The organism is Brevibacterium sp. AGC70 (assembly GCF_057334195.1).
Genome location: NZ_JBHFIH010000016.1, coordinates 39,355 through 64,010, shown reverse-complemented (window position 1 = coordinate 64,010; position 24,656 = coordinate 39,355). Strand labels below are relative to the sequence as shown.

Here is a 24,656-nt window from a genome sequence, read left to right as displayed (position 1 = left end):
GCAGGACCATGGGATTCGACATCAGCGCCGACGAGCAGGAACTCGTCGACGCGGTCACGCAGATCAGCAGGGACGTGCTAGTCCCGCAGGCCGCGGCCGCAGATGCGAACGAGCGCGTCTCGGATGAGACGCTGAAGACCCTCGCCGAGGTGGGTGTCCTCGGCCTCAATCTGCCCGAGGAATTCGGTGGGCCCGGAGTCGGGTCCGTGGCGATGAGCCAGATGGTCGCCGCGGTGACCGAGGCCTGTGCCTCGACCGCTTCGATCATCACCGCGCAGTTCCTCGCCACCGATTCGATTCTTCTCGGCGGCACCGATGCCCAGCGCGAATCATGGCTGCCGCGCGCCGCTTCCGGTGAGGTCATCGGCTCGTTCGGGCTGACCGAGCCGGGTGCGGGATCCAACCCTGCCGAGATGTCGACGAAGGCAACGAAGGTTGACGGCGGCTGGCACCTCAAGGGCTCCAAGTGCTTCATCACCAATGCCGGATTCGCCGACTTCATCGTCGTCTATGCGAAGACCGATGTCGACGCGGGGCACAAGGGGATCAGCGCCTTCATCGTCGACACCGCGGCCGCCTCGGCGGGGCTGAACTTCAATCCTCCGGAGAAGACCATGGGACTGCGCGGCAGCCCGGTCTACGAATTCGTCATCGATGCGATCGTTCCCGACGACGCGCTTCTGGGCGTCGAGGGCGAGGGCTTCACCACGGCCATGCGCGTCCTCGACCGGGGCCGCATCGAGGTGGCGGCGATGAGCCTGGGCATCGGCAAAGCTGCCCTCGATGCTGCCGTGGACTGGGCCGGCGAGCGCAGGATCAGCGGCAAACCCCTCAACCGGTTGCAGGGGATCGCCTTCAAACTCGCCGATATGTACACAAAATACCGCTCTGCGTGGCTGCTGACGATGGACGCCGCAGAGCAGAGAGACGCTGAGGTGGACTTCACCAGGTCCTCGGCCACAGCCAAGCTCGCTGCGTCTGAGGCTGCCGCGTTCATCGCCGACGAGGCCCTGCAGATCCATGGCGGCTACGGCTTCACCAGGGACTTCCCGCTCGAACGCTATGTCCGTGATGCCAGGATCTACCGCATCTATGAGGGTTCTTCGGAGATCCAGCGCACGATCATCGCCAGGTCGCTGTCGAACTGAACCAGTCGAAACAGAATCGAAACCTGCATCGGAATACGATCAGTTCGGGGTTCAAGGGTGATCGATTCGCCCGTGAACCCCACTATTCATTCGACGACCGCGATGATCCGATATGTCGGACAGTTTGTGTGACTCAGGTCTCGTATCGCTCTGATTTCGGGTGTTGACTGGGTCTGATTCATCTTTCGAAGGAGAAACCCATGGCGAGCTCATCCAATTCGGGGATCGAGAAACGATCCATCGAAATGGTGCCTGACAATGAACGTCACGGTACCGCACGTTCCCAGTTCACGCTGTGGTTCGGCGCCAATACCCAGATCACCGCCATCGTCGACGGAGCTCTCGCTGTCGTCTTCGGTGCCGATGCACTGTGGGCCATCATCGGCCTGCTCATCGGCAACATCATCGGCGGAATCGTCATGGCCCTCCACTCCGCGCAGGGCCCACAACTGGGACTGCCGCAGATGATCTCCTCGAGAGCTCAGTTCGGCATCATCGGCGCGATCATCCCGCTGGTGCTCGTCGTGCTCATGTACATCGGGTTCGCCTCAACCGGTGCTGTGCTCTCCGGCCAGGCCGTCAACCTCATCATCGGCGTCAATACGCCGGCAGTGGGCATCGTCATCTTCGGCGCACTGACCGCTGCGGTCGCCCTGCTGGGCTACAAGTACATCCACGTTCTCGGCCGGATCTCGTCCGTGACCGGCCTGCTCGGGTTCCTCTTCATCACCTACTGCGTGTTCACCAAGGTCGACGTTCCCGGACTGATCTCCGGCTCGTCCTTCGCGTTTCCGGCATTCCTGTCCGCGATCGCGCTCTCCGTCGGCTGGCAGCTGACCTATGGCCCCTACGTCGCCGACTACTCGCGCTACCTGCCGCGCTCGACCCCCGCGTCGAAGACCTTCTGGTTCACCTTCGGTGGCTCGGTCGTCGGATCTCAGTGGTCCATGACTTTGGGCGCCCTCATCGGCGCTGCCGCCATGACCGAGACCGGAAACTCCTTCGTCGAGAACCAGGTCGGCTTCGTCGGCGACATCGTCGGCGGAGGCGTCTACGCGCTCCTCATCTTCATCGTCATCCTGCTGGGCAAGCTCACCGTCAACACGCTCAACGCCTACGGTGCTTTCATGTGCACGCTGACGATCCTCACCTCATTCGGGGAGAAGACGAACATCCGCCGCTGGACGCGTGCGGTCTTCGTCATCGGCATCGTCACACTGACCGTGCTTGTGGCGCTGTTGGCTTCGGAGGACTTCCTCGCGAACTTCAAGAACTTCGTCCTCGCGCTGCTCATGGTCTTCACCCCATGGAGCATCATCAACCTCACCGACTTCTACCTGATTTCGAAGGACCGCTTCGACATCCCCGCCTTCTACGACCACAAGGGCCGCTACGGCACGTGGAACTGGCGAGCACTCCTCGCCTACGGAGTCGGCGTAGTCGTGCAGATTCCTTTCCTCGCCCAGTCCTTCTACACCGGGCCCCTGGTCGAGAAGCTGGGAGGAGCCGACATCTCCTGGATCGTCGGCATCGCCGTGACCTTCGTCCTCTACTACTTCCTCCTCCGCAACCGCAGCGTTGCCCCGACGGAGACCATCTACCCCGATGTGGAGGCGCTGGACGCACAGCGCGCCTGAGCCTTTCGCCGAGGCTGCGGCTATGGGACGTTCGCGAGTGCACTGGGAAAGTGCACAGTTCAAGTCAGGCTGAGCAGGTTGCAACCTACTCAGCCTGACTTGGACTGTCTGACGCACGCCAGTTCTCGTGTCGAGCCCAGATCAGTCCACCTCGGCGAGGGGCGAGGTGTCAGTTCTGGCAGTGCGCTGCTGCCGTGCGGCACTCACCCGGGAGATGACGAGGTAGGTGATGATCATCGCAGCGACGCTGAAGATGACGATGTACGGACTCTCCAGGACCCCTGCGACGACGAATGAGACTGCGACGATGACTGCGTTGATGACCGCATAGGGGATCTGAGTCTTGACGTGATCGACCAGGTCAGTGCCGGCTCCGGTCGAGGCGAGGATGGTCGAATCGGAGATCGGGGAACAGTGGTCCCCGAAGATTCCCCCGGAGAGCACGGCGCCGATGCACACGATGACAGCGGCGTCGAGCCCGAAGGCGACCGGGATCGCCAGGGGAATCATGATGGCGAAGGTGCCCCACGAGCTGCCGGTGGCGAAGGACATCGCGGCCGCGCAGACGAAGATGAGGACGGGCACGAGAGCAGCAGGGACGACACCGGACATCATCTCGACGAGGAAGTTCGCGGTCCCCATCGCCTCGAGCAGCCCACCCAAGGTCCAGGCCAGAACGAGGATCAGCACCACGCCGATCATCTTCTCCATGCCCTTGACGTAGGTCCCGAGAATGATGCCGATCGGATTGATCTTGAATATGAGCATGAGCGCGATGAGAACCACAGCTGCGAAAAGGTAGGCGGTGCTCAACGCAGCGCGGAATTCCTCGCCCGGGATCGGCTCGGCCGGGAAGCCGAGAGTCACGAGGATCGAGAAGAGGGTAACGAAGAGCACGAGCAGCGGCAGCCAGATGACGATCGGGCGGCTTTCCGAGGCCACTTCAGCGCCGCTTGCAGGATCGTCCTTGGTGGAATCGGATCCTCGCAGGGGTTTCGAATTGGGCCAGTGGATTTCGCCGGTCTCCTGCACACGTCTTTCAGCTCGACGCATAGCGCCGAAGTCCGTCCGAGTCAGCGCCACGACGGGGACCGCGGTGACAGCGAGGATGGCGTAGAACTGAAATGGAATCGCCTGCACGAAGACCGTGAATTCGGAGATCTGAAGACCTTCTCTGTCGAACTCTTCTCGGATGAGCCCCATGATGTAGATGCCCCACCCGATGAAGGGGATGAGCACTGCCACAGGAGACGATGTCGAGTCGAGAATCCACGCCAGCTTCTCGCGAGAGAGCTTGAGTCTGTCGAAGATCTTCTCGAAGATCGGTCCCACGATGAGAGGGGTGCCCAGATCGGAGAAGAAGATGATCAGGCCACCCAACCATGCGGAGATCTGCCCCTTGCCCCGGGTGTTGATGAGGCGTGAGGCCTTCGCAGCCAGTGCGGCTCCTCCGCCCGAGCGCTCGACAAGAGCGACGAAGCCTCCGATGAAGAACAGGAGGATCATCACGCCGGCGTTGTAGCTGTCGGTGACCACTGGCGCAAGATGATCGGTGACGAGCCCCATGGTGGTCGTCACCGGGTTGGGTCCGATGACGATCATCAGACCAACGAAGATTCCGACGAACAGTGCGATGACGACATTTCTGAAGAGCACCGCGAGCAGGATCGCCAACAACGGCGGAATCAGAGATACGAGTCCCATATGGTCCATAATCGGGGTGTCCTTCGTGTCATTGCTCGTCGATGTGCCGTGGTTCGCTTGGTATCAGCGAATTCACAATATCGGTTCTCACGACACCCGTCCTTGCCAATCTCAATTGTGAGATACTCACGCCGCAATTCCGCCGGCAGGCAGAATGTCACTACGGCACTTCTCTCAACCTGATTGACCGACAAAAAATGTTACTGGTAAGTTCTACTATCGAGTAAGGTTGTGACACCCGTCACCATGCGGTTGTCATAACAGCGATGACCGAGCGGATGGCATTCCCGTCTGACCGGCCAGCGACGCCACCACTGTCCGCGCACTCTCAACGCCGAGACACACGACAGAACAGGATTGCACGCAGATGAGAACGTCCCGACATGCAGCGTTTCCACACACACGACGCATCGCAGCGGCGAGCGCAGCCGCCATTGCCACCCTGGCGCTCACGATGGGCACCGTGACCACTCCAGCCCAAGCTCAGGACCTGGTCCCTCAATCGGACAAAGAAGCCGAGAAGATGGTCGAAGACAGACAGGCCGAGGACTCAAGCTCCCTCAATCGGAGCAACGTCCCCGAAGGTGTGAGCGTTGAGCAGGCCAAGAAGGCCATCGAGAAATCAGACGAGATCACCACTGCTGACGTCGAGTACGCAGCAGCGCTCGAGGACCTTCCCGATTCGGGAGTTCCCGAGGACTTCTACACGACCCCAGCGACGCTGCCGGATAAGAACGGCGGAGTGGTCAAGCAGGTGACTTCGAAGTTCTATCTCGATCCGGCCAAGCTGATAGAGCACAGCGCGAAATCAGAGACGTTCATGTACAAGACCACTGACGAAGAGGGCACAGCGCGAGCCGCAACCGCCACGCTGCTGACCCCCGAAGGCGCGAACGAAGACGCAGAGGATGCTGTCGTCATCGCCCCAGGCACACAGGGCATTGCCGACAAGTGTGCTCCCAGCCGACAGATGGGCATGGGCACCGAATACGAAGGAATCTCCGTCACCTCGGCACTGGCGGCCAAGCGCCCCGTGGTCGTCGTCGACTATGTGGGACTGGGCACCGAGGGCGCGCACAACTATCTCAATCGCGTCGAAGAGGGCCGCTCAGTGCTCGACGCGGCCAGGGCCGCGCAAGAGGTCGAAGGAAGCTCGATCAACGCCGACACGAAGCTTCAGCTGCGAGGCTATTCGCAGGGCGGACAGGCCACCGCGGCGGCCCTAGAACTCAAGAAGGACTGGGCACCCGAACTCAATGTCGTGTCCGCCTCGGCGGGTGCCGTGCCCACAGACCTGTACAAAACCGTATCCGAACTCTCAAGCGTCTACACGGCCTTCGCCCTGTACGGGGTCGATTCGTTTGCGCGGCAGGCGGATGTCGACATGACCAAGCACCTCAACCAGAAGGGCCTCGACGCCGTCGATCGTGCCTCGAACCAGTGCACCATCGAGGCCCTCGTCTCGAATGCGTTCCTCGACACCGACACCCTGACCAAGGATGGAGCCTCGTTCCAGGAGCTCATCGAGGACAATTTCCTCGAGGTGGCGGACAAGCAGAAACTCGGACAGGCGGAGATCCCCGACATTCCGCTGCTGGTCAACCACAGCCACCTCGATGACGTCGTGCCCTTCGCCCTCGGAAAAGAACTGGCCTCAACCTGGTGCGACGCCGGGCACAAAGTCCTGTTCCGGGACAACCTCGGGCCGACTCATATCGGCGGATACATCGCCACCGTTCCCCGAATCGAAATCTTCACGAACCGCACGTTCGCCGGGAACGCTCCGGTCGACAGCTGCTGGAGGTTATGACCCCCAGAGCAGCTCAAGGCCATAGGAGAGCCACAGTCATGAGCGACTCACACTGAGGCCCCACCTTTGTCGACATGGGCGATCCGTACCGAAAGTCTCGCACTTTCCGGTGCGGGTCGTCCATTTCGTCGTGCCATCGCCGCGTCTGATGCACAGGGAGAGCACTCTCGGCACGACCTCGAGCCGACGAGCCCGCACGGCCCGCCCCTCGACAGTCGCGCATTTCACGCACCTATGTTGCGCACATCACGCACAGCTGGCAGAATGACTTCATCGATGGACCTGGCCTCTGCGCGCTCCGCGTCGAAACATGCAGCACCGCACTGCGTCATATTGCTTGCGCTGCACATTCGCGAAAGCAATATGCCAGCGATCTCGACACTGAAATCCAGACCGGACATCGCGCAAGGAAGCCGACAATGACGACGAATCACACCACAGACGGAGATTCCGCCTACGGGGCCTCCGCTTACGGCGGCTCAGCCGCAGACGCACCAGATACCTCGGCAGCCGTCACGCCCAACATCGACCCGTATCATCTCGATCCGAAGGACGTGCTCGAGCCGCCCACCACATTCGCGGGGAAGCTCAAGTACCTTGGCCCCGGTCTGGTCATCTCGGCAGCGGTCATCGGCTCCGGCGAGCTCATCACCACGACGGCTTTGGGTGCCAAGGCTGGCTTCGTCCTCCTCTGGCTCGTCATCATCTCGACCGCGGTCAAGGTCTGGGTTCAACTCGAGATCGCACAGTGGACGATCCTCTCGGGCAAGCCCGCGCTTGAGGGCTATGGGCACGTCGGCCCCCGCCTCATCGGTCGAGCCGGGTGGATCAATCTGCTGTGGATTCTCATGGACTTCGCGAAGGTGCTCCAGCGCGGAGGCATCATCGGCGGCGCTGTCGCCGCCCTGTCGATCATGCTCCCGGTCTTCGGCGAGCCTCTTTCCACACCCTCGCTCGTCTTCTGGACGGTCGTCTCCCTCGCCGTCGTCGTCTCCCTGCTGGTGACGAACAAGTACAGCATCGTCGAGAAGTTCTCCGTCGCGGCCGTCATCATCTTCACCGTCTCCACGGTCGGGCTCGCACTCTCACTGCCATTCACCGACTTCGCCTACACCTCGGCGGACGTCATGACTGGACTGACCTTCGCGATCCCCGCGGGCACGCTCGGCTTTGCGGTCGCAATGTTCGGCATCACCGGAGTCGGGGCCGACGAGATGACCACGTACACCTACTGGTGCCTCGAGAAGGGCTACGCCCGCTACACCGGCCCCAATGACGGCTCCGCGGAGCGTGCGCGTCGTGCGCATGGCTGGATCTCCGTGATGCGCACCGACGTTCTCGTCTCCTGGATCGTCTCGACGGTGTGCACCATGTCCTTCTACGTCATCGGTGCCGCGATCCTCCACCCCCAGAACCTCGTCCCCGAGGGCAATGAGATGATCACGACGCTGTCGTCGATGTACTCCTCGGTGATGGGCGAGACCGGCCATTGGATCTTCCTGATCGGTGCCTTCGCCGTTCTGTTCTCCACCTTCATCGCGTCCTCGGCCAGCGTTCCCCGGCTATGGGCGAACACCGTCTCCATCCTCGGCGCGTTCGACTGGACGAACCTGCGCACCCGCACTCGCATCATCCGCGTCCTCACCGTCGTCTTCCCCATCATTTGGGCAACGAGCTATCTCATCATCCAGTCCCCGGTGATCATGGTGCAGATCGGCGGAGTCGCCAGCGGCGTCTTCCTCGTCGCGGTCGTCATCGCCGTCTGGTACCTTCGCACCCGTGAAGTCCCTGCCGAGTTCAAGTCCAACAATTTCTTCACCGTGATGCTCGTCTTCGCCTCGCTGGCCATCGGGCTGCTGGGGATCTATTCAATATTCGAGACCTTCGGAATCGAGATCGGAGCCTGATGCGCCTGAGAGTCCTCACCCCTTCATTCGGAAAGTTCTCGGTCGCGCCCCGCGATCGCGCCGATTCCCTGGGCCTCGAGCTTGAGCACCGAACCGAGAATCACCCCAAGTCCGGTCGAGAGCTCATCACAGCGCTGGACGGCGCCGAGGCGGTTCTCGTGGGTCTTGACCGGATGGACGCCGAGGTATTCGCCGGCTGCCCCGATCTCAAGGTGATCGCCAAACACGGGGCCGGGGTCGACAACATCGACCTCGAGGCAGCGGCGGCGGCAGGGGTGACGGTCGTGAATACCCCAGGCGCCAATGCCGATGCCGTCGCCGATCTGACCATGGGATTCCTGCTCATGGGCGCCCGACGCATACGTGAGGCCGAAGAGTCTCTGCGCAGCGGCCGGTGGGATGTCTTCTTCGGCACCGAGCTCAGCGGCAAGCAGCTGGGGATCCTCGGCTTCGGCCGCATCGGTCGGGCCGTCGCCAAGCGGGCGAGAAGCTTCGACTTGCAGATCGCGGCCTACGATCCCTTTGTTCCCGAGGAAGCCATCGCCGCGGCCGGGGCACAACCTCAGGGCCTCGCCGAGGTGGTGGCGGGCTCAGATTTCCTCACCCTCCACCTGCCCGGTGGAGAAGAACCGCTGCTGTCGGCTCAGCACATCGAATCGATGCCGCGAGGTGCTGGGCTGATCAATGCTGCCCGCGGCGGATTGATCGATGAGGCGGCACTGGTCTCGGCACTGCACGACGGTCGGCTCTCCTTCGCGGCTCTCGACGCATTCGCCGCCGAGCCGCCGCCGACCGACGACCCACTGCTGCAGGCACCGAATCTCATCGCCACCCCGCACATCGGCGCTTACTCGGATATCGCCAACGCCAATATGGGCACATGGGCCGTCGAAGACGTCGTCCGCGTGCTGCAAGGCCAGGAGCCGCGCTTCCCAGTTGCAGCGCCGCTTCTTTGATCTGAATCGGACGGCGTCGAAAAGCTCAATGGAATCGCTGGACTATCGATCCCAAACCTGAGATCGAGCTGGTCAAGGTGTCGCCCGATCGCAGGAAGACTTGCGGATCCCTACCAAATCCGACGCCGTGAGGTGTCCCCGTAAAGATCAGGTCCCCGGGGCGTAGCTCAATCACCGATGAGAAATGCTCAATGAGCGTCGGGATGTCGAAGACGAGCTTCGCAGTGGTTCCCTGTTGCAGAATCTCGTCGCCGCGGCGACAGTTGATCTCAAGGTTCGTAGGGTCCTCGACCTCTTCGGCTGTGGTGATCCACGGTCCGATTGGCGCGAAGCCCTCGTAGGACTTGCCCAATGAAAACTGCGGAGCGCTCGTTGCAGCGAACTGAAGCTCTCGGCAAGAAAGGTCCTGTCCCACCGCATACCCGGCAATATGGTTCCACGCCCTATCTTGTGAAATCTGTCTGCCGCCCTCTCCAATGACTGCGACAAGTTCAGCTTCCCAATCTACCGACGCCGAGGGCAGGGCCACGTCCGAGTCTGCCCCGGTCAGCGAGGATTGGAACTTCGTGAAAATTGCGGGCGAATCTGGTGTCGCGATATCAACTTCGTCAGCGTGGTCCTGATAGTTCATCCCGACTGCAAGAATCTGCGAGGGATCGGGGATCGGAGTTTGCAGACTTTCGATTTGCACCTCAACAGCTTCGACTGCCCAGTCGATCCTGCGTGACAATTTCTTCAAATCGCCGATCCGCGCCAACAGCGCTTTCGTCGAGGTTGGCAGCTGGCCTTCTGAAGCACTCCCGATATCGATGGCAAGCAGGGCTTCGGCAGTGTCATGGATCAGGTGGGCGCGATTATCGATGCGAGCGATCTTCACTAGTGGTGGTCCTTCCAAACGGTGAGGTGGTTGAGCAACGCTGTAGCAGTCACAACGAGACTCCTGTAAAGCCCCGGGAAAGCTGAAATCCGACGTTGGGTCGGTGTCCGATTTTCTGCAGATAGGTCCCAGAGAATGCTTCAATAGTTCGATGGAGAATGATGTCTCCTCCCTCACCGTCGTTCCCAGTGAGGACCCCGTCGAACGTCCCGGTGTCGTCTACTGATTCAGAGAACTGAACTGTAGGCAGGAAACGGTGTGGAGACAGCGGTCTAAGTCCGGCGAGAACAGCGAAAACGTCGACGCCGCACGCACCCATGCCTGTCGCCGCTTCCGACCAATCCCCAGTGCTGGTTTGCATAATATGGAAGCCGAGATGGTCGATCGATTGTCCGTACTGAAGAGTCGCGTCCGTGGACTCCAAGTTCAAAGTCTCACGGAATTCGGGAACCTGCAGAAGTGGGTCCATTTCGTTTAGGACAACCCCGATCCCCCGATCCAGGAATGCAGTCGCTCCCGAGGCGAAAGCCCGGGCCGCACCAGGCGTAATCTCACGTGCGGCGCTCCCCATTCCGATGCTTCGCAAACAGCAGGGTGCCTTATCTTCACCCGACTGTGGTGAGTTGCGGGAGACCTCTTCGTTGACATGGGACTCAATCTTGCTAAGCACTGCGCTCGTCACCGACTCGATCCCGCCAGCGCGTTGGATACTCGCCCAGTCGAAGTCGGACGGGTCGATCCCACGCTTGTTCAGCTGATCAACAAAGTAGTCATTGTGCGTTTTCTCGCACCCGTGCTCGAGGAAAATGGTGTGCTTCAGTGTTTGGTGCACAGCGTATCCGACCATGGTGCGGGCAAAGAGGTCTTCTGCTTCTCCGCCCGAGACTCCGCAGCCCTCAGTATGAGGCAAGGCAATAGTCTCCCAGCGCCCGTCGGCTCGCTCATTCGCGCGACCGGCAATTTGTTCTGCGACCTGCCCCGAGCACAGGCTGGTTGGAAGGATCGCAATAGTTGTTTGGTCCTGCTTCAACACAGGCTCGATGTGCTCCCGATCGCTCAGTGGCAACGCTGGACGCCCTCGAGGAACAGCACGCGGTGTCGACGGGATTTTCTCGTCGGCGACGTGCCAATCACGCCAGACCTGCACTTGAGACTGACCCGTGAGTTCGCCTTTGCTAAGACGACCTGAAGCGACCGAGAGAGTCAACTCAAATAGCTCGTCAGCGGCTTCATCGAACGGACGCCCCTCCATCAGCGAACCGGCGTTGAAATCCATATCGCTCTCGAGTAACGAGTATCGCTCTGTCGTCGTGACGATCTTGATCGTGGGCACGAATGGAAAGTTTGTGATCGAGCCATTGCCTGTCGTGAATAGGATGACGTTTGCCCCGGATGCCACCTGACCTGCGATACTCTCCAGGTCATTCCCTGGGCTGTCCATAAAGTAGTACCCCGGACGGTCCATCGGCTCTCCATAGCCGATTACGTAGTCGAGGACCGTCTCATGCGCGCGTTTCCGTCCAGCACCCAGGGACTTCAACGTGATGTTATACAGGCCGCGGTAAATGTTTCCTCCGGATACGTTCCCTTCGGCAGTTTGACCATGTCTGCGAGCGTATGCTTTGAATGCGTTCTGCTTATCCAGAAAACTACGAACAACTGTGTCATCACGAACTTTCGCCAAGACGTGTTCTTCGGCACCGATGAGCTCGTCGGTCTCAGCGAGATTCGCGGTGCCTCCCCGCGCAAGAGCCTTCTCGACTGCAGCACCGAGCAGCGGATTAGCTGTCACCCCGGAAAAGGCGTCCGAGCCTCCACACTGCAGACCAAGCTTAAGCGCAGACATCGGAGCCTCGCCAGCGACCTGACGTTGAGCCTTGGCCACTAATGGATTTACGATTCTTTTGAGAGCTTCAACGTCCTGAGCCTCATTTATCCCGGCAGTGAAGAAGCGCACAGTGCTCGAATAGTACCGATCGCCGAGTTCACGCAATGCCGAGTGGAGCTCCTCGTTACTGATAGGAGAGTCCTCCGAAGTGACGTACACCGCGGCGGCTATATTAGGATTCACTGCGAACCCAGCGAGAGTTCGCAGTACGAGGTTTCGGTTGTTGAAGGACCCCTCACTCCCTGCTTCGGTATGGACAACGGGCGCTATTCCATGGAAGTTGTCTCCAGTTTTCACATCATCCGCGATCGCTGCAGACGAGGATAGCACCAGATTCCTTACCAATGACGTCACACCGATTACGGCAACATAGTTCCGAGTCCCCCATCCGCGGCTTTCACTTCGATGGAATCCCAAGAAAGTCTTCGAGTCCCTCAGAAGCTCCCGTTGCGGGAAGTACTGATCCGGTTCTGGCACTATCTGCTCGATCGTTGTGTCACGATCGGAGAAGTTGACGGTTAGGCCCTGCTGATATTCGTCCGGGTCGCGAAGTTCGAGGACCTTTTTCATCTTCGCGTTACAAAGATACTCACCAACCGAAATGTCGGCGACGGCGTATCCGAACGGATAGGACCATGATCTCACTGCCTCGTCGACTCCAATATGTTTAACAGCGAAACGATGCCCCTTAGGGACTGTCGTTTGAATCTCGATATCGGTTCCTTCGATGTCGAGGATTTCACCTGCCACGATTCGCTCCGTCGCTATGGCTACGTTGTCTCCGAGGTCAGGAGGTAGAAATTTGATGTTCATAATGCTTCCCCTTCGATATTCACGTGCCCCAGCGTCACTGGGGGTCAGTTGATTCAGCACTCGCGCGGGCGTCGGAGTGTGTCTGCGTACTCGCATCTCCCGGATGTTCAAGCTGCGGATCGATGCCACGCTTCATCTGCCATTTATAAATCAGTGTCGTCAGCACCGGAGTGAGAATCGCGGTTGTAACAACGGCGCCAGCCACCTGTGTCGTTGCAATTCCCGCTATTTCGGAGTACGCCGGATCTATCGAAGCGACGACAGCAGGTGTTGCCACTGCATTGCCCGCCGTGGAGGACTCAGCGGCGCCAGAGATGAGATTCCGCCGTTCCCTCGGGGTACGCTTGACGACGTGGATGAGATGAAGGAACAGCATTGCCCCTCCGCCCGATAGCGCCACTGTCATGATGCCCAATAGCACTCCCGGCGGACCAGCGGCGATAATATCGCCAAAATCAATTCCGGTACCCAGTGGGAACGCGAAGAATGGGATGAGAACGGACTCGCCGGGCCGCAGGAACTCTCGGATTCTAGGATCGAGATTGCCAAGAATGAATCCGATCAGGATCGGAATGATGACGGAAATGAGAGCGACAAACGGCACATCGGCCAGCCCTGCTGCGCCGAGAACCACCAAGGTAAAAAATGGACCGTCGTTCAGCGCGATAATGGGAAAAGTTCCGCGGTCGGTCTTGTTGCCAAACTCCTTGGTCAGCGCTGCAAACAGTCCGCCGTTGGAATTAATCATTGCCGCGATGATGGCAAGTGGGGTTAATGACCATAGGACACCGCCAGGTATGAGGAATCCGACCACTAGTCCGACAGCAACTCCCGCAACCAGTTTGCCCAGAAGGATAGCGAAACCCTTCTGTACCACGGGTCCCGTCGACTTCACGGTCAGCTGAGAACCCATAATCAGCAGGAAGATGCCGATGATGGCGCTTGCTCCATCTTTGAAAGCTGCTTGAGTGAATCCACCTATCTCAAGCACTTGGGGAAAGAAGCTGTTGATGGTTGCTCCTAAGAGCAATGGAACGATCATCAATCCGCCGGGAATTCTGTTGACTGTCTTGAGAATATTCATCGTGTCTCCTTTGACATGAACTACCCATTTATCCGAACTCACAGGACTCGCTGATCACCAAGCATCCCAGCGAATCCAAGCCATCACACGAAGCGCAAACTCAACGCCATCGTGACTGCGCTCGCCACCATTTCCGGGGCAAACTCGGGATCAATAGTTTGAATTACAGTTTTCGCAGTGCGGGCATAGTGCTCGGCCAAAAGTTCAGCCGCCCACGCTGCCTGCCCCGCAACGTAGGCTTCGCAGATTGCGCTGTGATCTTGCGAGCTCTGCGCCCAGTTGACGTCTGACCCGACGAGGTAGATATGCCGGTAGCGTTCGGCGTGGTCGAAGTGTCGGGAGATAGACGTCTGGAAACGCTCGTGCACCCCACCTGCCATCGACATATGGAAGCGTCGATGAGCCGAGCTCCACTCATCGATGTTGTCGTCACGGATTGCGGTGAACATCGCTTCCAAATTGCTCCGCGCCTCGTCCCGTTGTCGATTAGAGGCATGCTTCGTACTCTGAAAGATGGTCAGAGCTTCCTGCTGTATCCGCAGCGCATAGAGTGCGTCGAGGTCTGCCGGATTCACATCAGCGATTGTCACACGCTTATTGGCTTCGACCCTCGCCAGCCCTTCATGCTGAAGCATCCGAAGCGCTTCTCGCAACGGTGTTCTGCTGACGCCGAGCTCTTCGGCCAGCTTCACCTGGCTGATCGAAGTGTCTGCGGGTATGCGATTGCTAATGATGTCGGCACGAAGTCGCGAGTGCGCGTATTCGACCAACCTACGGTTTTCGCCTGTAATCGCCACCACGCCCCCATAGAGTTCAGCACAAACATTGTCATTAACTGTATACAGTTCTGAGTGTTAGAGCGACGTTATCATAACTTGCGCGCTGGTTTTCGGTACTTCAGGGTCAGATTCAGAATTTTCTGTACACACTTGAGGATGAACGAGCCCCACAATCTCAAAGTCTCGCTCAGTGCCTTTACCCGTTCCAGTGATCGCCAAACACTAAGGGAGGGTCTACACCGATTAAGTGCAGACCCTCCCTTAATGGGCCCAGGTAATAGTCCTGAGAGAGTAGAGCCTCAGGCCAATCCGCGCCCAAGATCAGCGGTGACTGTCTCTGAGATCTGTTTCTTCGCCGCATCGGAGAGCGCGTTGAATGGAGCCCGCGCCGGACCCAGGCCGAATTCGCGGACATTGGCTGCGTGCTTGACCACGGTGTTGGGGTTGCCAAGCGCCAGGCAGTTGCGGATCGGACGAATGCTGTCCTGCGCGGCGCGCGCACCCGCCGAATTCCCGGAGACGAAGAGGTCGTAGATCGACGCCATGGTCTTCGGATAGATGTTCGCAATACCGCTGATGCCGCCGGAACCGCCGGCGAGAAGTGTCCACAGAATGAGTGAGTCATTGCCGGAGATGACGTCGAAACTCTCCCGGTCTGTGCGCTCCAGGTACTGCAGGATCGTGTCGAAATTTCCGCTCGAGTCCTTCACCCCGGTGATGTTGTCCACCTCGGCGAGCTTTTCGAGAGTTGCGGGAGCCACAGCATTGCCTGTGCGCGCGGGAATGTTGTACACGATGACCGGGACATCGACCGACTCCGCCACAGCTCGGAAATGATTGGAGATCTCCGCTTGTGACGCCGCAGCGAAATACGGGGTGATGATGGAGAGCGCATCGGCTCCAGCAGCTGCGGCATCCTGCGCGATGGTGATGGTCTCTCGGGTCGTGGCGGCGCCTGCGCCGATGACGACGGGAACCTGGCCGGCCACCTCATCGACGACCAGTCGAGTCGCTTCGGCGCGCTCGGCCGCGGACTGAGCGTAGAATTCTCCGTTTGTGCCCAGGGCGAAGATGCCGTGGATACCGGCATCGAGCTGACGGCGCACGTGAGCGCGCAGAGCCGATTCGACGAGCTTTTCGTCGTCATCGAACGGAGTGGCTACTGCGGCGAGAACGCCTGTGATCGAGGACATGGGTCTTCCCTTCCTAAGGATGTGAGTGAAGTTCAGCGGTTGTATTTGGGCTGCGATCCGCGGACCGAGACTGTTGCCTCGTCGATCGCAGTGAGAACATCTTCTGGCAAGGGCCCATTGGCCACCGCAGCGATGTTCGCTTCCAGCTGCGAGACACGGCTGGCACCCAGCAGAAGGGAATCGATTCCCTTGGCGCCTGCCACCCACCTCAGAGCCAGCTCTGGTTGAGGGATGCCGGCTTCATCGGCGACGGCGGCGAATGCTTCGACCATCGTCAGCACCGAATCGGAGAGATACCGTTGGGAGTACATCTGCGCGAGGACCGATCCGGTGAAGCGGTCCGGGGTGCCGTCGCTGGACGGACGCCGGGCCAGAAGCCCACCGGCGAGCGGGTTGTAGGCCATCGTCGCGATGCCGTGCGCAGCACCGCACTCGAGCCATTCGTCTTCGATCTGGCGGGCGAGCACACTGTAGACGTTCTGCGCGATCACGGGTCGTGGGGCACCAGCGACACCCGCAGCAGCGATGACGTCCACGGCCTGCCATGCGGCGAAGTTCGAGATGCCCAGGGCTTTGATCTTGCCCTCAGAATGCAGCTGCGCCACAGCTCCCATAGTTTCCCCGAGACTTGCAGCCCGGTCCGGCTGGTGCAGGTAGAAGAGGTCGATGGAGTCGACGTCGAGGCGCCGCAAGGAGCCCTCGACACTGGCCCTCAGCCCTTTCGCCGACAGCGGCGAATCATCTCCTGCATCGGCGTGGGGCATGCCTGCCTTGGTCGCCAGCACAATGGAGTCGCGATGCTTCTTCACAAGTGGTGAGATGAGGCCTTCGGTGGCCGACTTCGCGTAGCCGTTGGCGGTGTCGATTCCGGTGATGCCCGCGGCCAGGGCCGCTTCGATCACTTCGTGCGCGGTCACCTCCGGGACGGTGTCTCCGAAGGTCATGGTGCCTAGAACCAGCGGTGACAATCGGACGGGGACACCGTCCAAGGAGAGGCTCTTGTCTGCTGTCATACTGTGCTCCTCGTCGAGTGAATGGTGCGATCCATGTCAAAGAATCATCTCACTTCTGCGTGTAACGTGCAAAGATTTGCGCATTTCGCGCAATCGTGGCAATCTGGAACTCCAGCCAGATCGGACGCAAAGGAGTGCCATGTCTGCAGGCGACCCCGGCATGCTCATTCTTGCCGACGACCTCAGCGGAGCAGCGGAAGCGGCAGCCACCCTCGGCACTCCTGTCCGCATCCTCCTCACCGACTCGAGTGGACGGCCGACCTCGCCCGAGAGCGCGAATGAGGCTCCGCAGGATGTCGCGCTCGACCTCGACTGCCGCTATCTCACACCGGTCGAAGCAGCCTCACGCACACGCTCCGCACTTGAGACACTGCGAACCAAGAATCAGACCACCATCATCAAAGTCGATTCTCTGCTGCGTGGAAACGTCAGAGCACATCTGTCTGCGGCTCTGGAGAGCACGAACGGACCGGTGATCTTCGCTCCGGCACTCCCCCAGCACAACCGCACCGTCATCGGCGGCGTCCCCTACATCGACGGTATACGGCTTGCCGATACACGCGCCTGGAACATCGAAGACCACTCGGGCCCCGACAGTCTCAATGACCTCTGCCCCGAAGCACCGACTCCCCTCGAACTCGACCAGCTTCGCACGAGCAGCCCGCACGAACTGGCAGCACGATTCCGGTCAGAGCGCCTCATCATCGCCGACGCCGAAACCATGGACGACATCGGGCAGGTCATCGCCCTCGCCTCATCCACCTGTGCCACAGTCGTCGGATCAGCAGCATTGGCCCGCGCCATCGCCGACGGTCGAGCCCTCAGACGCTCTGCGCCGCTCATCGAACCGCCCACAGCCCTGAGCGCTCCGGTCCTCTTCATTCTCGGCACTGCGGCAGATCGCATCGACGATCAGTTGGCTCATCTGCAGGAACACGCCCAAGTCGGCGTCCTCGACATCCTTGCCACCGAAGTCTCGGCCTGGAACGACAGCCCCGATGCCCTGCACGTCACCGCCGCTGAAATCCGGAATCGGCTGACCGGCGGCAACCTCGTCATCCGGCTCACGGACACCGGAGACTCGGTCGATCCTCGCCCGCTTCCAGGCCTTCTGGCCGAACTCGTCGCACGCTCGCTCATAGACATCGGTCCTGTCCACCTGGCCGCCACAGGAGGCGAGACAGCACGAGCAGTGCTCGACCGCCTCGGTGTCGGGGAAGTCGTCACGATGCGCGAAATCCACCCCGGCGCGGTCCTCTCTCAGGTGGGGACCACCTCGGCGAGGCCCGGTGAACACAGTGAGCTCGGTCGTGTCGTCACGCGACCCGGCGGCCAGGGAGACGACGATTCCCTCACTCTCATCCACGAAGCGCTGACCCACGGGACAGCACCCACCCCGATCACCGTCGCAAACCACGAAGGAGAACGAATGACATCGCGTCCCACAGTCGCAGTGACCATGGGCGACGGAGCCGGAGTCGGTCCAGAGATCTGCGTCGCCGCCTGCCTCGACCCCACAGTGCTCGAGGTTGCTCGACCCGTCGTCATCGGCGATGCGGCTCGGCTCGAACAGGCCGCCGAGATCCTCGGCGTCAGTGCGTCGATCCGCGTCATCGACTCCCCGGCTGCGGCCGAGGACTCTCAAGGCGTCATCGACGTCATCGACCTCGGCCTGCTGCCTTCTGACCTGGAGTGGGGACGGTTATCCGACACTGCCGGCGACGCCGCATTCCGCTATATCGAACGAGCGTCGCAGCTGGCCATGTCCGGCGACGTCCAGGCAATCTGCACGGCACCGCTGAACAAGGAAGCGCTGCACTCCGCCGGCCATCAGTACCCCGGGCACACCGAGATGCTGGCCGCTCTGACCGGAACTGAGGAGGTCTCGATGATGCTCTCCTCACCCAAGCTGCGAGTCATCCACGTGACGACCCACATCGGCCTCATCGATGCCGTGGCCACAATCGAGCCCGGCCTGGTTGAGCGCACGGTCCGTCGCGGGAATGACGCACTCATCAGAGCAGGAATCGAGCGGCCCCATATCGGTGTCTGCGCGATCAATCCGCATGCAGGAGAGAACGGACTCTTCGGCTACGGAGAAGAGGCGGAGAAGATCGCTCCCGCCATCACCGCACTCCAGGGTGACGGAATCGACGCTGTCGGCCCCCTCTCTGCCGACACCGCCTTCTTCCTCGCAGGACGCGGCGACTACGACCTCATCGTCGCGATGTACCACGACCAGGGGCACGGGCCGATCAAGGTGCTCGGCATCGACGCCGGAGTCAACATCACTGTCGGACTTCCCGTGATCCGCACCTCCGTTGACCATGGAACGGCGTTCGACATCGCAGGCACCGGCAAGGTCGACACTGAAAGCATGAGTGAAGCCATGCGACAGGCCGCAACACTGGCGACTGTCTGAACCTGTCCAACGCCACGATTCCAGCGCCCTCGTGATCGCTGGGGCAACCCCAGACCACCGGCCGGGGATTCAGCCAGCCGTGGTCAACCGCGATACAGTGGCCGCACGGCTAAGAGCCGCCCATCGGCGGGCGGCAGGTTTCGACCACCGACAGCAGACATCGGAGAGAGATGAACGCAGGCGATAGGCGCGAGGAGATCATCCAGCGGGTTCGGGCGCAGGGCGAGATGAGTGTCGAGACTCTCTCGGAGATGCTCGGTGTCACCGCCTCGACGATCCGGCGTGACCTCGCGCGACTCACCGACTCAGGGGACCTCGCACGCACCTACGGCGGTGTCATCGCCGTCCCCGCAGAGGCGGAGAGCACACTGGATGAACGCTCCCACGAGGCCCCTGAAATCAAGCGGGCGCTTGGTGCGTGGTGTGCGCAGCAGGTACCGGCGGGTTCACATGTCCTCCTCGACGCGGGCAGCACGACTGCGCAGATCGCGCGCGCACTGCGCGAGACGACTCCGCTTTCGGTCGTGTCAACAGGGCTCACCTCTCTGCAGCAGATGACGGGCGCGGAGGGGATCGAATTCACCCTCCTCGGCGGCCGGTACCGGTCGATCAGCCAGGGCTTCATCGGTCCGATCACCGAAGTCGGATTGGAGAAGTTCACCTTCGACTTCGCCTTCCTCGGTGCCGATGCCGTCACCGCCGAAGACGGCGTATGCGAGGCCACAGCAGAGCAGGTTCGGCTCAAAGAGCTCATGAGCCGACGTGCCACCCACGTCTTCGTCGTCGCCCACTCGGCCAAGCTGGGCCAACGCCCCTTCCATGCCTGGGCAGACCTGGGCAATGGGTGGACGCTCGTGACCGATGAGGCAGCTGAAGCTGAGCAGATCACGGCATTCGAATCCCGCGGCATCCGCGTGGTCACCGTCGACGACAGGGGCAAGGCACACGACTAGAAGGACGCGCTCCCCGACACCCCCGACGGATTCAACCCCAGAGTTTGCAGTCGGTATGGACTTGGTCCTCGACTCCTGAGATCCAGTCCTCGGCGAAGACGACGTGCCTGACTGCTCGACGTGAACCGTAGGCGTAGACGACGTGGATGAGCCCCTCGGAGTCGACGATTCCGTGCGGATACTCCTGCCGGCGGTTGCTGCGCAGATTGCCGGAGCCGGTGAATCCGTCGCCGGGCTCGATGACCCGGCGCACCGGCCAGGTGCGGCCTTCGTCGTTGGAGACGGCGATGACCATTCTCATCCGCTCATAGGGCCACACCACCTCGGCGGGCTCGTGAGTGACCTGGTGCTCGTTCGAGACCAGAGCCAACATGCCGGAAGGCAGAAGGAATGCACTGAGACCGGCGTTGTTATTCGGCACATCGGTTGCCTCTGGAGCGGTCCAGGTCTCGCCTCCGTCTTCGGATCTGCTGATGTAGACCCAATCGGCGAAGCGCGAGCGGAACAGACACACCAGGCGCCCGGGCTCGAGCTCGACGACATTGGGGTGGACCCGGCCGCTCGCGTCAGGGAATTCGATCTGGTGCCAGGTGCTGCCCTCGTCCTCGGAGATCTGAAGCACCGGCTGGTCCGAACCGTTCTTCGAATCGTCGTCGAAGCACAGCCATTGGGGATGAACCCATCTGCCGTCGCTGAGGACCTGGATCGGTTGGCGGCAGAATGTTCCTTGCCTGTCGAACAGCGTCTGCGGCTGAGACCAGTTCTTGCCACCATCAGCGGAGCGAATCACCTTCACCACCGAGGTGTACTGCAGGTTGAAGGTCTCAGGCACACCTGACTGCCGCGACAGCTGAGAAGTGTAGACAAGCCAGATCTGACCGTCGGAGGCCTCGAACAGACCGGGATTCTGGTCTGATCGGATCTCGTCGTGCGTGACAGCCGCAGAGGCAGACCACGTGGCAGCGTTCGAGTCGAATCGGGAAACGAGCACGTCGATGTCCTTGTTGCCCTCATCGCTGCCGCCGAACCAGGCCGCGAGCACGGTTCCGTCACGCAGTGCCAGAACCGACGGAGCGTGGTTGGAACGGCGATCGGTCGGGATGACTGCCGCGGCATTGCCCGAATCGTCGAAGTATCGGAGCCTGCCGTCGGCGGGCGGCTCGGATACGTGTTCAAGCCTCTCGTTCGCGAGCAGATTCATGCGTGACTCCTTTGCTGTGTGGTCCGGTCAGTGTTGCATCCGGTGCGGATCATCCGGTGCAGGTCATCCGAAGGCGGTGTCAAACATCGACGGAATCTGCATCGCAATCTGAAATCCGATGATGATCGCAATGACACCGAGAAGAGCCAGCAGCGCCGTCTGCCACTTCGGGTTCACCGCGTAGCTGTGCATGTGCTTCTTCCGCGATGTCAGGAGCAGAATGCAGACGACGATGATCGGCAGGCTGAGCACCGTCGAGATTGCGGTGCCGACGATGTTGAGTGAGATGAGATCCGGTGCGCCCGGAATGGTCGAGACCAAGGGGACGATGATGAAGACGATGGCCTGAATCCACCGGAACGCAGGGTTCTCCTCATCTCGGCCCAGGAACTTCCGCATCGAGGGCACAGAATGGTTGATGCCGTTGATCGCGAGCTGCGCGAACCCACGAGACTGCGGGGGGAAGCTCGTCATCGCGGCGAAGAAGATGCACATCCACAGCAGGAAGGGCCCCGCCGGCCCCACCGCGACGGAGAGCATGTGTGAGAGGTCGAACTCATCAGCGATCGAGAATCCTGGATGTGCGGCGTTGAACTCCGCGGCGACGATCCAGAACAGAAGGTTGATGACGAGCAGAGGTGCCATTCCAGCGATGAGGTCGAACTGCTGAAGGCGACGATATTTCGGTCCGACCCAGCCTTTGTCCCGCATGAAGCCGGAATACAGCAGGTTCGGCATATTGCCGGCAATCGTGCCGATGGTAGCCGAAGCGATGACGATGGGGGCGAAGGCGGAGGTGTTCTGCTCCTCAGGGATCTCGAATGCGAGTCCCTGCATGAAGCCCCCGATGTCGAAGGTACCGATCTTGATCAGCGCATAGACGAACGCAATGATCATAGCTACCGAGGCGAAGCGCGCGAAATACTCGAGGACGACGAACTGCTTGCGCAGCATCACCAGCGACAAGGTCAGCGCTACGATGATGATCGCGCAGAAGAACCGGCCCCAGCCACCGCCCCATTGACCGCCGGTGAGCTCATGCAGTCCGGTGGACGCCGCGAGAACGAAGGTGGCCTGGGTGATGAAACCGGCAACGATGACGACAGCGGCCATGATTCCCGGAAGCACGGGGGCCAGCCGTGCGAATCCATCGAGGATCTGCGTGTCTCCGTGCCTATTCATCAGCGTGTACTTGGCGATGGAGGAGATGATGAACGTGCGAGCGATCAAGGACAGCACCAGAGTCCACAACAGCGCATATCCGTACGATGCACCTGAGACCGAGGAACTGACGAGGTCGCCTGTGCCGAGGAAGGACATTGCCAGGACAAGGCCCGGTCCCACCGACGTGACGAGCCCGAGGCCGCGTGGCAGGGGAAGCTGATTCGGCTTCGGTGAGCCGGAACTGCCGTTCATGCTATGGACGTCCGTGGCCATGGCGTGCACTCCAGTGTGTAGACGAATGTATGGCTGGTGACCGCGGTCTCAGGGTCGCTGACACAGCGTAGCGATGCAGCAAACAATCTGCGCGGTCTACGTAGAGAGTAGACCATAGCTGCGTGTTTCGCGCAACAATCAGTCCAGATACCGGACGTTTGGCTCATTTTGCGCACAGTGGTGGAAGACTGTTGGCTTGATAAGAGCTCGAGGTTGATTCCGCAGTTGAGTTCGCGGCGTTCGCCCCGTCTCGACGACGCAATGCGAAGGAGCAGAGTCCCGATGGAGTTGATCCACTACCTCATCATCGGCGCAGTGGTGCTGGGGTCTTCCTGCGTGCAGGGCTCCGTCGGGTTCGGTCTGGGAATGATCACGGCCCCGGTGCTCGTCCTGCTCGAACCGAACCTGCTTCCTGCCGCACTGCTTCTGCTTGCCACTCTCACTTCGTTCACCGCCTTCATCCGCGAACGTGCCGACGTCGACTGGAAGCTCGTCGGCTGGGGCGCGCTTGGCCGATTGCCGGGAATCGTCATCGGCACGACTGCAGTGGTGCTGCTGCCGGATCAAGGACTGTCCCTGCTCCTAGCGGTCACAGTCCTGGCCGGAGTCGGTTTCAGCCTGGTGGGCTGGTCGCCGGCTGCCAGCAACCGCAACATGTTCTTCGCCAGCAGCGTCTCTGGCATCTTCGGCACGTCGACAAGCATCGGCGGCCCGCCCATCGCTCTGGTCCTGCGCTCTCTGGATCCATCATCGATGCGGTCCACTATGAGCGCCTACTTCACCATCGGCAGCATCCTGTCCCTGACCGGTCTGACGATCGGAGGCGAGGTCCGAGGTGAACACCTGATCGCGGCGGCCACTCTGCTGCCGTTCATGCTTGCAGGATTGTGGCTGTCGAACCTGGTGATCCGACGAGCGAACAAGACAGTTCTCTATCGTGTGGCTGTCAGCGCATCGATCCTTGGTGCGATCCTGGTCATCGGCGAGGTTGCGGCTTCCCTGCTCAGAGCTTGAGGTATGACAGAAACATCGACACCAATGTCGCAACGACGACCGAGTTGAAGCCGAAGGCGACGATGACGTTCGTGCGGACCAGTCTCCATCCTGCGCGAGTCACGGCTCGGCCCGGCAGAGCTGCCGTCATCGTCGAGGACAGCACCGCGAACGTGAGGTAGTCGCTGAAGACTCTCTCCTCCGGCATGTCGAATTCGAGTTGTCTGGCACCGGGGCTTCCACCGCCGCCGAGGTCGAGCCGCATGAATTCGAGAGCGAACGAATACACCATGACCGACCACGAGGCGACGACATTTGCCAGGCCGAGGGTGACTGCGAGGCCGATGTTGGTTTCAGACCCCATGGTGACGAGGTAGACGTTGAGGATGATCGCGACATACGCAGCGATGGCAGCCCACGACACTGCCCCTCCCGTGCTGAGATATCGTGCCCAGAATGTTCGCCTTCGCGCGAGCGCCCATCGAGAGTGGACCATGAGCTCGGTCTCGCTCAATTCGTTCAGCCCCGCGTGGGTCCACAGCAGGTAGACGAGGGCGAACACCGGCCAGGCGACGAGGAAGAGCGCGATGAGCTTCGCGAAGACCTCACCCAGCTGCGAGGCTTCAGGCCCGAGCGGGCTGAAGTCGAACCCCAAGACCAGGACAAGTCCGACGATGAGTGCCGGCACCATGGCCACGTTCGCGCGCGTGTCATCGGAGATCGTGATGACTTGGCTGTGCGTGGGCCTCATGACAGGACGGTTCCGCTTCGCTTGTGGCTGATGAGCTCGATTTCAGCTTAGCCCAAGGAGTGGACCGAGCATCTGGCTTCCTTACCCACC

Annotated in this window: 18 protein-coding genes; 8 read left to right on the top strand and 10 right to left on the bottom strand. The window is 60.7% G+C overall.

Annotation, left to right across the window (positions count from 1 at the left end; translation table 11 throughout):
* Positions 1 to 8: 8 nt before the first annotated feature.
* Positions 9 to 1,148 (top strand): acyl-CoA dehydrogenase family protein, encoded by a 1,140-nt coding sequence (locus ACE03M_RS14195; protein ID WP_485934642.1) that lies wholly within the window; start codon positions 9 to 11, stop codon positions 1,146 to 1,148.
* A gap of 200 nt (positions 1,149 to 1,348) precedes the next feature.
* Positions 1,349 to 2,785, top strand: coding sequence for a purine-cytosine permease family protein (locus ACE03M_RS14190; protein WP_485934640.1), 1,437 nt, complete (start codon positions 1,349 to 1,351; stop codon positions 2,783 to 2,785).
* A 141-nt stretch (positions 2,786 to 2,926) separates the two neighbouring features.
* Here the strand turns inward: ACE03M_RS14190 and ACE03M_RS14185 are convergent, their stop codons facing one another.
* Positions 2,927 to 4,489, bottom strand: a complete 1,563-nt coding sequence (locus ACE03M_RS14185; RefSeq protein WP_485934639.1) for a Na+/H+ antiporter NhaC family protein — start codon at positions 4,487 to 4,489, stop codon at positions 2,927 to 2,929.
* 367 nt (positions 4,490 to 4,856) lie between these two features.
* Between ACE03M_RS14185 and ACE03M_RS14180 the strand changes: the two genes are divergently transcribed.
* The 3 genes from ACE03M_RS14180 to ACE03M_RS14170 all read left to right on the top strand — a co-directional run bounded on the left by ACE03M_RS14180 (position 4,857) and on the right by ACE03M_RS14170 (position 9,162).
* Complete coding sequence (locus ACE03M_RS14180; RefSeq protein ID WP_485934638.1) at positions 4,857 to 6,299, top strand: lipase family protein; 1,443 nt, start codon at positions 4,857 to 4,859, stop codon at positions 6,297 to 6,299.
* Between the two features lie 419 nt (positions 6,300 to 6,718).
* Positions 6,719 to 8,206: an Nramp family divalent metal transporter gene (locus ACE03M_RS14175; RefSeq protein WP_485934636.1), complete on the top strand. Its 1,488-nt coding sequence runs from the start codon at positions 6,719 to 6,721 to the stop codon at positions 8,204 to 8,206.
* On the top strand, positions 8,206 to 9,162 hold the full coding sequence (locus tag ACE03M_RS14170) for a phosphoglycerate dehydrogenase (protein ID WP_485934634.1): 957 nt from the start codon (positions 8,206 to 8,208) through the stop codon (positions 9,160 to 9,162). Before ACE03M_RS14175 ends, ACE03M_RS14170 begins: the two co-directional genes overlap by 1 nt.
* A gap of 25 nt (positions 9,163 to 9,187) precedes the next feature.
* On the opposite strand, the gene ACE03M_RS14165 is transcribed toward ACE03M_RS14170, so the two are convergent.
* The 6 genes from ACE03M_RS14165 to ACE03M_RS14140 form a co-directional block, all read right to left on the bottom strand.
* The gene (locus ACE03M_RS14165) at positions 9,188 to 10,039 is read right to left on the bottom strand and encodes a fumarylacetoacetate hydrolase family protein (RefSeq protein WP_485934633.1); all 852 of its coding nucleotides are present in this window, start codon (positions 10,037 to 10,039) and stop codon (positions 9,188 to 9,190) included.
* Between the two features lie 49 nt (positions 10,040 to 10,088).
* Positions 10,089 to 12,740 carry a UxaA family hydrolase gene (locus tag ACE03M_RS14160; RefSeq protein WP_485934631.1) on the bottom strand — a complete coding sequence of 884 codons (2,652 nt, stop codon included), beginning with the start codon at positions 12,738 to 12,740 and terminating at the stop codon, positions 10,089 to 10,091.
* Between the two features lie 34 nt (positions 12,741 to 12,774).
* The gene (locus tag ACE03M_RS14155; RefSeq protein WP_485934630.1) at positions 12,775 to 13,824 is read right to left on the bottom strand and encodes a 2-keto-3-deoxygluconate permease; all 1,050 of its coding nucleotides are present in this window, start codon (positions 13,822 to 13,824) and stop codon (positions 12,775 to 12,777) included.
* A gap of 83 nt (positions 13,825 to 13,907) precedes the next feature.
* Positions 13,908 to 14,624 (bottom strand): GntR family transcriptional regulator, encoded by a 717-nt coding sequence (locus tag ACE03M_RS14150; protein WP_186293103.1) that lies wholly within the window; start codon positions 14,622 to 14,624, stop codon positions 13,908 to 13,910.
* Positions 14,625 to 14,902: 278 nt separating this feature from the next.
* Positions 14,903 to 15,796 carry a dihydrodipicolinate synthase family protein gene (locus tag ACE03M_RS14145; RefSeq protein ID WP_485934629.1) on the bottom strand — a complete coding sequence of 298 codons (894 nt, stop codon included), beginning with the start codon at positions 15,794 to 15,796 and terminating at the stop codon, positions 14,903 to 14,905.
* A gap of 32 nt (positions 15,797 to 15,828) precedes the next feature.
* The gene (locus ACE03M_RS14140) at positions 15,829 to 16,809 is read right to left on the bottom strand and encodes an aldo/keto reductase (protein WP_485934627.1); all 981 of its coding nucleotides are present in this window, start codon (positions 16,807 to 16,809) and stop codon (positions 15,829 to 15,831) included.
* Positions 16,810 to 16,948: 139 nt separating this feature from the next.
* On the opposite strand from ACE03M_RS14140, the gene pdxA reads away from it, so the two are divergent.
* Together pdxA and ACE03M_RS14130 are read left to right on the top strand one after the other, a co-directional pair.
* Entirely contained in the window at positions 16,949 to 19,231 is a 2,283-nt protein-coding gene (gene pdxA, locus ACE03M_RS14135) for a 4-hydroxythreonine-4-phosphate dehydrogenase PdxA (RefSeq protein WP_485934626.1), read from the top strand.
* 170 nt (positions 19,232 to 19,401) lie between these two features.
* Positions 19,402 to 20,184, top strand: coding sequence for a DeoR/GlpR family DNA-binding transcription regulator (locus ACE03M_RS14130; RefSeq protein ID WP_485934624.1), 783 nt, complete (start codon positions 19,402 to 19,404; stop codon positions 20,182 to 20,184).
* Positions 20,185 to 20,215: 31 nt separating this feature from the next.
* On the opposite strand, the gene ACE03M_RS14125 is transcribed toward ACE03M_RS14130, so the two are convergent.
* Complete coding sequence (locus tag ACE03M_RS14125) at positions 20,216 to 21,385, bottom strand: sialidase family protein (RefSeq protein WP_485934622.1); 1,170 nt, start codon at positions 21,383 to 21,385, stop codon at positions 20,216 to 20,218.
* A gap of 63 nt (positions 21,386 to 21,448) precedes the next feature.
* Positions 21,449 to 22,822 (bottom strand): Nramp family divalent metal transporter, encoded by a 1,374-nt coding sequence (locus ACE03M_RS14120; RefSeq protein WP_485934620.1) that lies wholly within the window; start codon positions 22,820 to 22,822, stop codon positions 21,449 to 21,451.
* A 282-nt stretch (positions 22,823 to 23,104) separates the two neighbouring features.
* On the opposite strand from ACE03M_RS14120, the gene ACE03M_RS14115 reads away from it, so the two are divergent.
* Positions 23,105 to 23,836, top strand: coding sequence for a sulfite exporter TauE/SafE family protein (locus ACE03M_RS14115; RefSeq protein WP_485934619.1), 732 nt, complete (start codon positions 23,105 to 23,107; stop codon positions 23,834 to 23,836).
* Here ACE03M_RS14115 and ACE03M_RS14110 read toward each other — a convergent pair.
* Positions 23,826 to 24,566 carry a DUF1345 domain-containing protein gene (locus ACE03M_RS14110; RefSeq protein ID WP_485934617.1) on the bottom strand — a complete coding sequence of 247 codons (741 nt, stop codon included), beginning with the start codon at positions 24,564 to 24,566 and terminating at the stop codon, positions 23,826 to 23,828. The genes ACE03M_RS14115 and ACE03M_RS14110 overlap by 11 nt on opposite strands.
* Positions 24,567 to 24,656 lie beyond the last annotated feature (90 nt).

Excerpts from the sequence above, each read along its gene's own strand:
- ACE03M_RS14110 (WP_485934617.1), bottom strand. The coding sequence starts at position 24,566 with ATGAGGCCCACGCACAGCCAAGTCATCACGATCTCCGATGACACGCGC.
- ACE03M_RS14140 (WP_485934627.1), bottom strand. The coding sequence starts at position 16,809 with ATGACAGCAGACAAGAGCCTCTCCTTGGACGGTGTCCCCGTCCGATTG.
- ACE03M_RS14145 (WP_485934629.1), bottom strand. The coding sequence starts at position 15,796 with ATGTCCTCGATCACAGGCGTTCTCGCCGCAGTAGCCACTCCGTTCGAT.
- ACE03M_RS14185 (WP_485934639.1), bottom strand. The coding sequence starts at position 4,489 with ATGGGACTCGTATCTCTGATTCCGCCGTTGTTGGCGATCCTGCTCGCG.
- pdxA (WP_485934626.1), top strand. The coding sequence starts at position 16,949 with ATGTCTGCAGGCGACCCCGGCATGCTCATTCTTGCCGACGACCTCAGC.
- ACE03M_RS14120 (WP_485934620.1), bottom strand. The coding sequence starts at position 22,822 with ATGGCCACGGACGTCCATAGCATGAACGGCAGTTCCGGCTCACCGAAG.
- ACE03M_RS14155 (WP_485934630.1), bottom strand. The coding sequence starts at position 13,824 with ATGAATATTCTCAAGACAGTCAACAGAATTCCCGGCGGATTGATGATC.
- ACE03M_RS14170 (WP_485934634.1), top strand. The coding sequence starts at position 8,206 with ATGCGCCTGAGAGTCCTCACCCCTTCATTCGGAAAGTTCTCGGTCGCG.
- ACE03M_RS14125 (WP_485934622.1), bottom strand. The coding sequence starts at position 21,385 with ATGAATCTGCTCGCGAACGAGAGGCTTGAACACGTATCCGAGCCGCCC.
- ACE03M_RS14115 (WP_485934619.1), top strand. The coding sequence starts at position 23,105 with ATGGAGTTGATCCACTACCTCATCATCGGCGCAGTGGTGCTGGGGTCT.
- ACE03M_RS14175 (WP_485934636.1), top strand. The coding sequence starts at position 6,719 with ATGACGACGAATCACACCACAGACGGAGATTCCGCCTACGGGGCCTCC.
- ACE03M_RS14190 (WP_485934640.1), top strand. The coding sequence starts at position 1,349 with ATGGCGAGCTCATCCAATTCGGGGATCGAGAAACGATCCATCGAAATG.
- ACE03M_RS14180 (WP_485934638.1), top strand. The coding sequence starts at position 4,857 with ATGAGAACGTCCCGACATGCAGCGTTTCCACACACACGACGCATCGCA.
- ACE03M_RS14160 (WP_485934631.1), bottom strand. The coding sequence starts at position 12,740 with ATGAACATCAAATTTCTACCTCCTGACCTCGGAGACAACGTAGCCATA.
- ACE03M_RS14130 (WP_485934624.1), top strand. The coding sequence starts at position 19,402 with ATGAACGCAGGCGATAGGCGCGAGGAGATCATCCAGCGGGTTCGGGCG.
- ACE03M_RS14195 (WP_485934642.1), top strand. The coding sequence starts at position 9 with ATGGGATTCGACATCAGCGCCGACGAGCAGGAACTCGTCGACGCGGTC.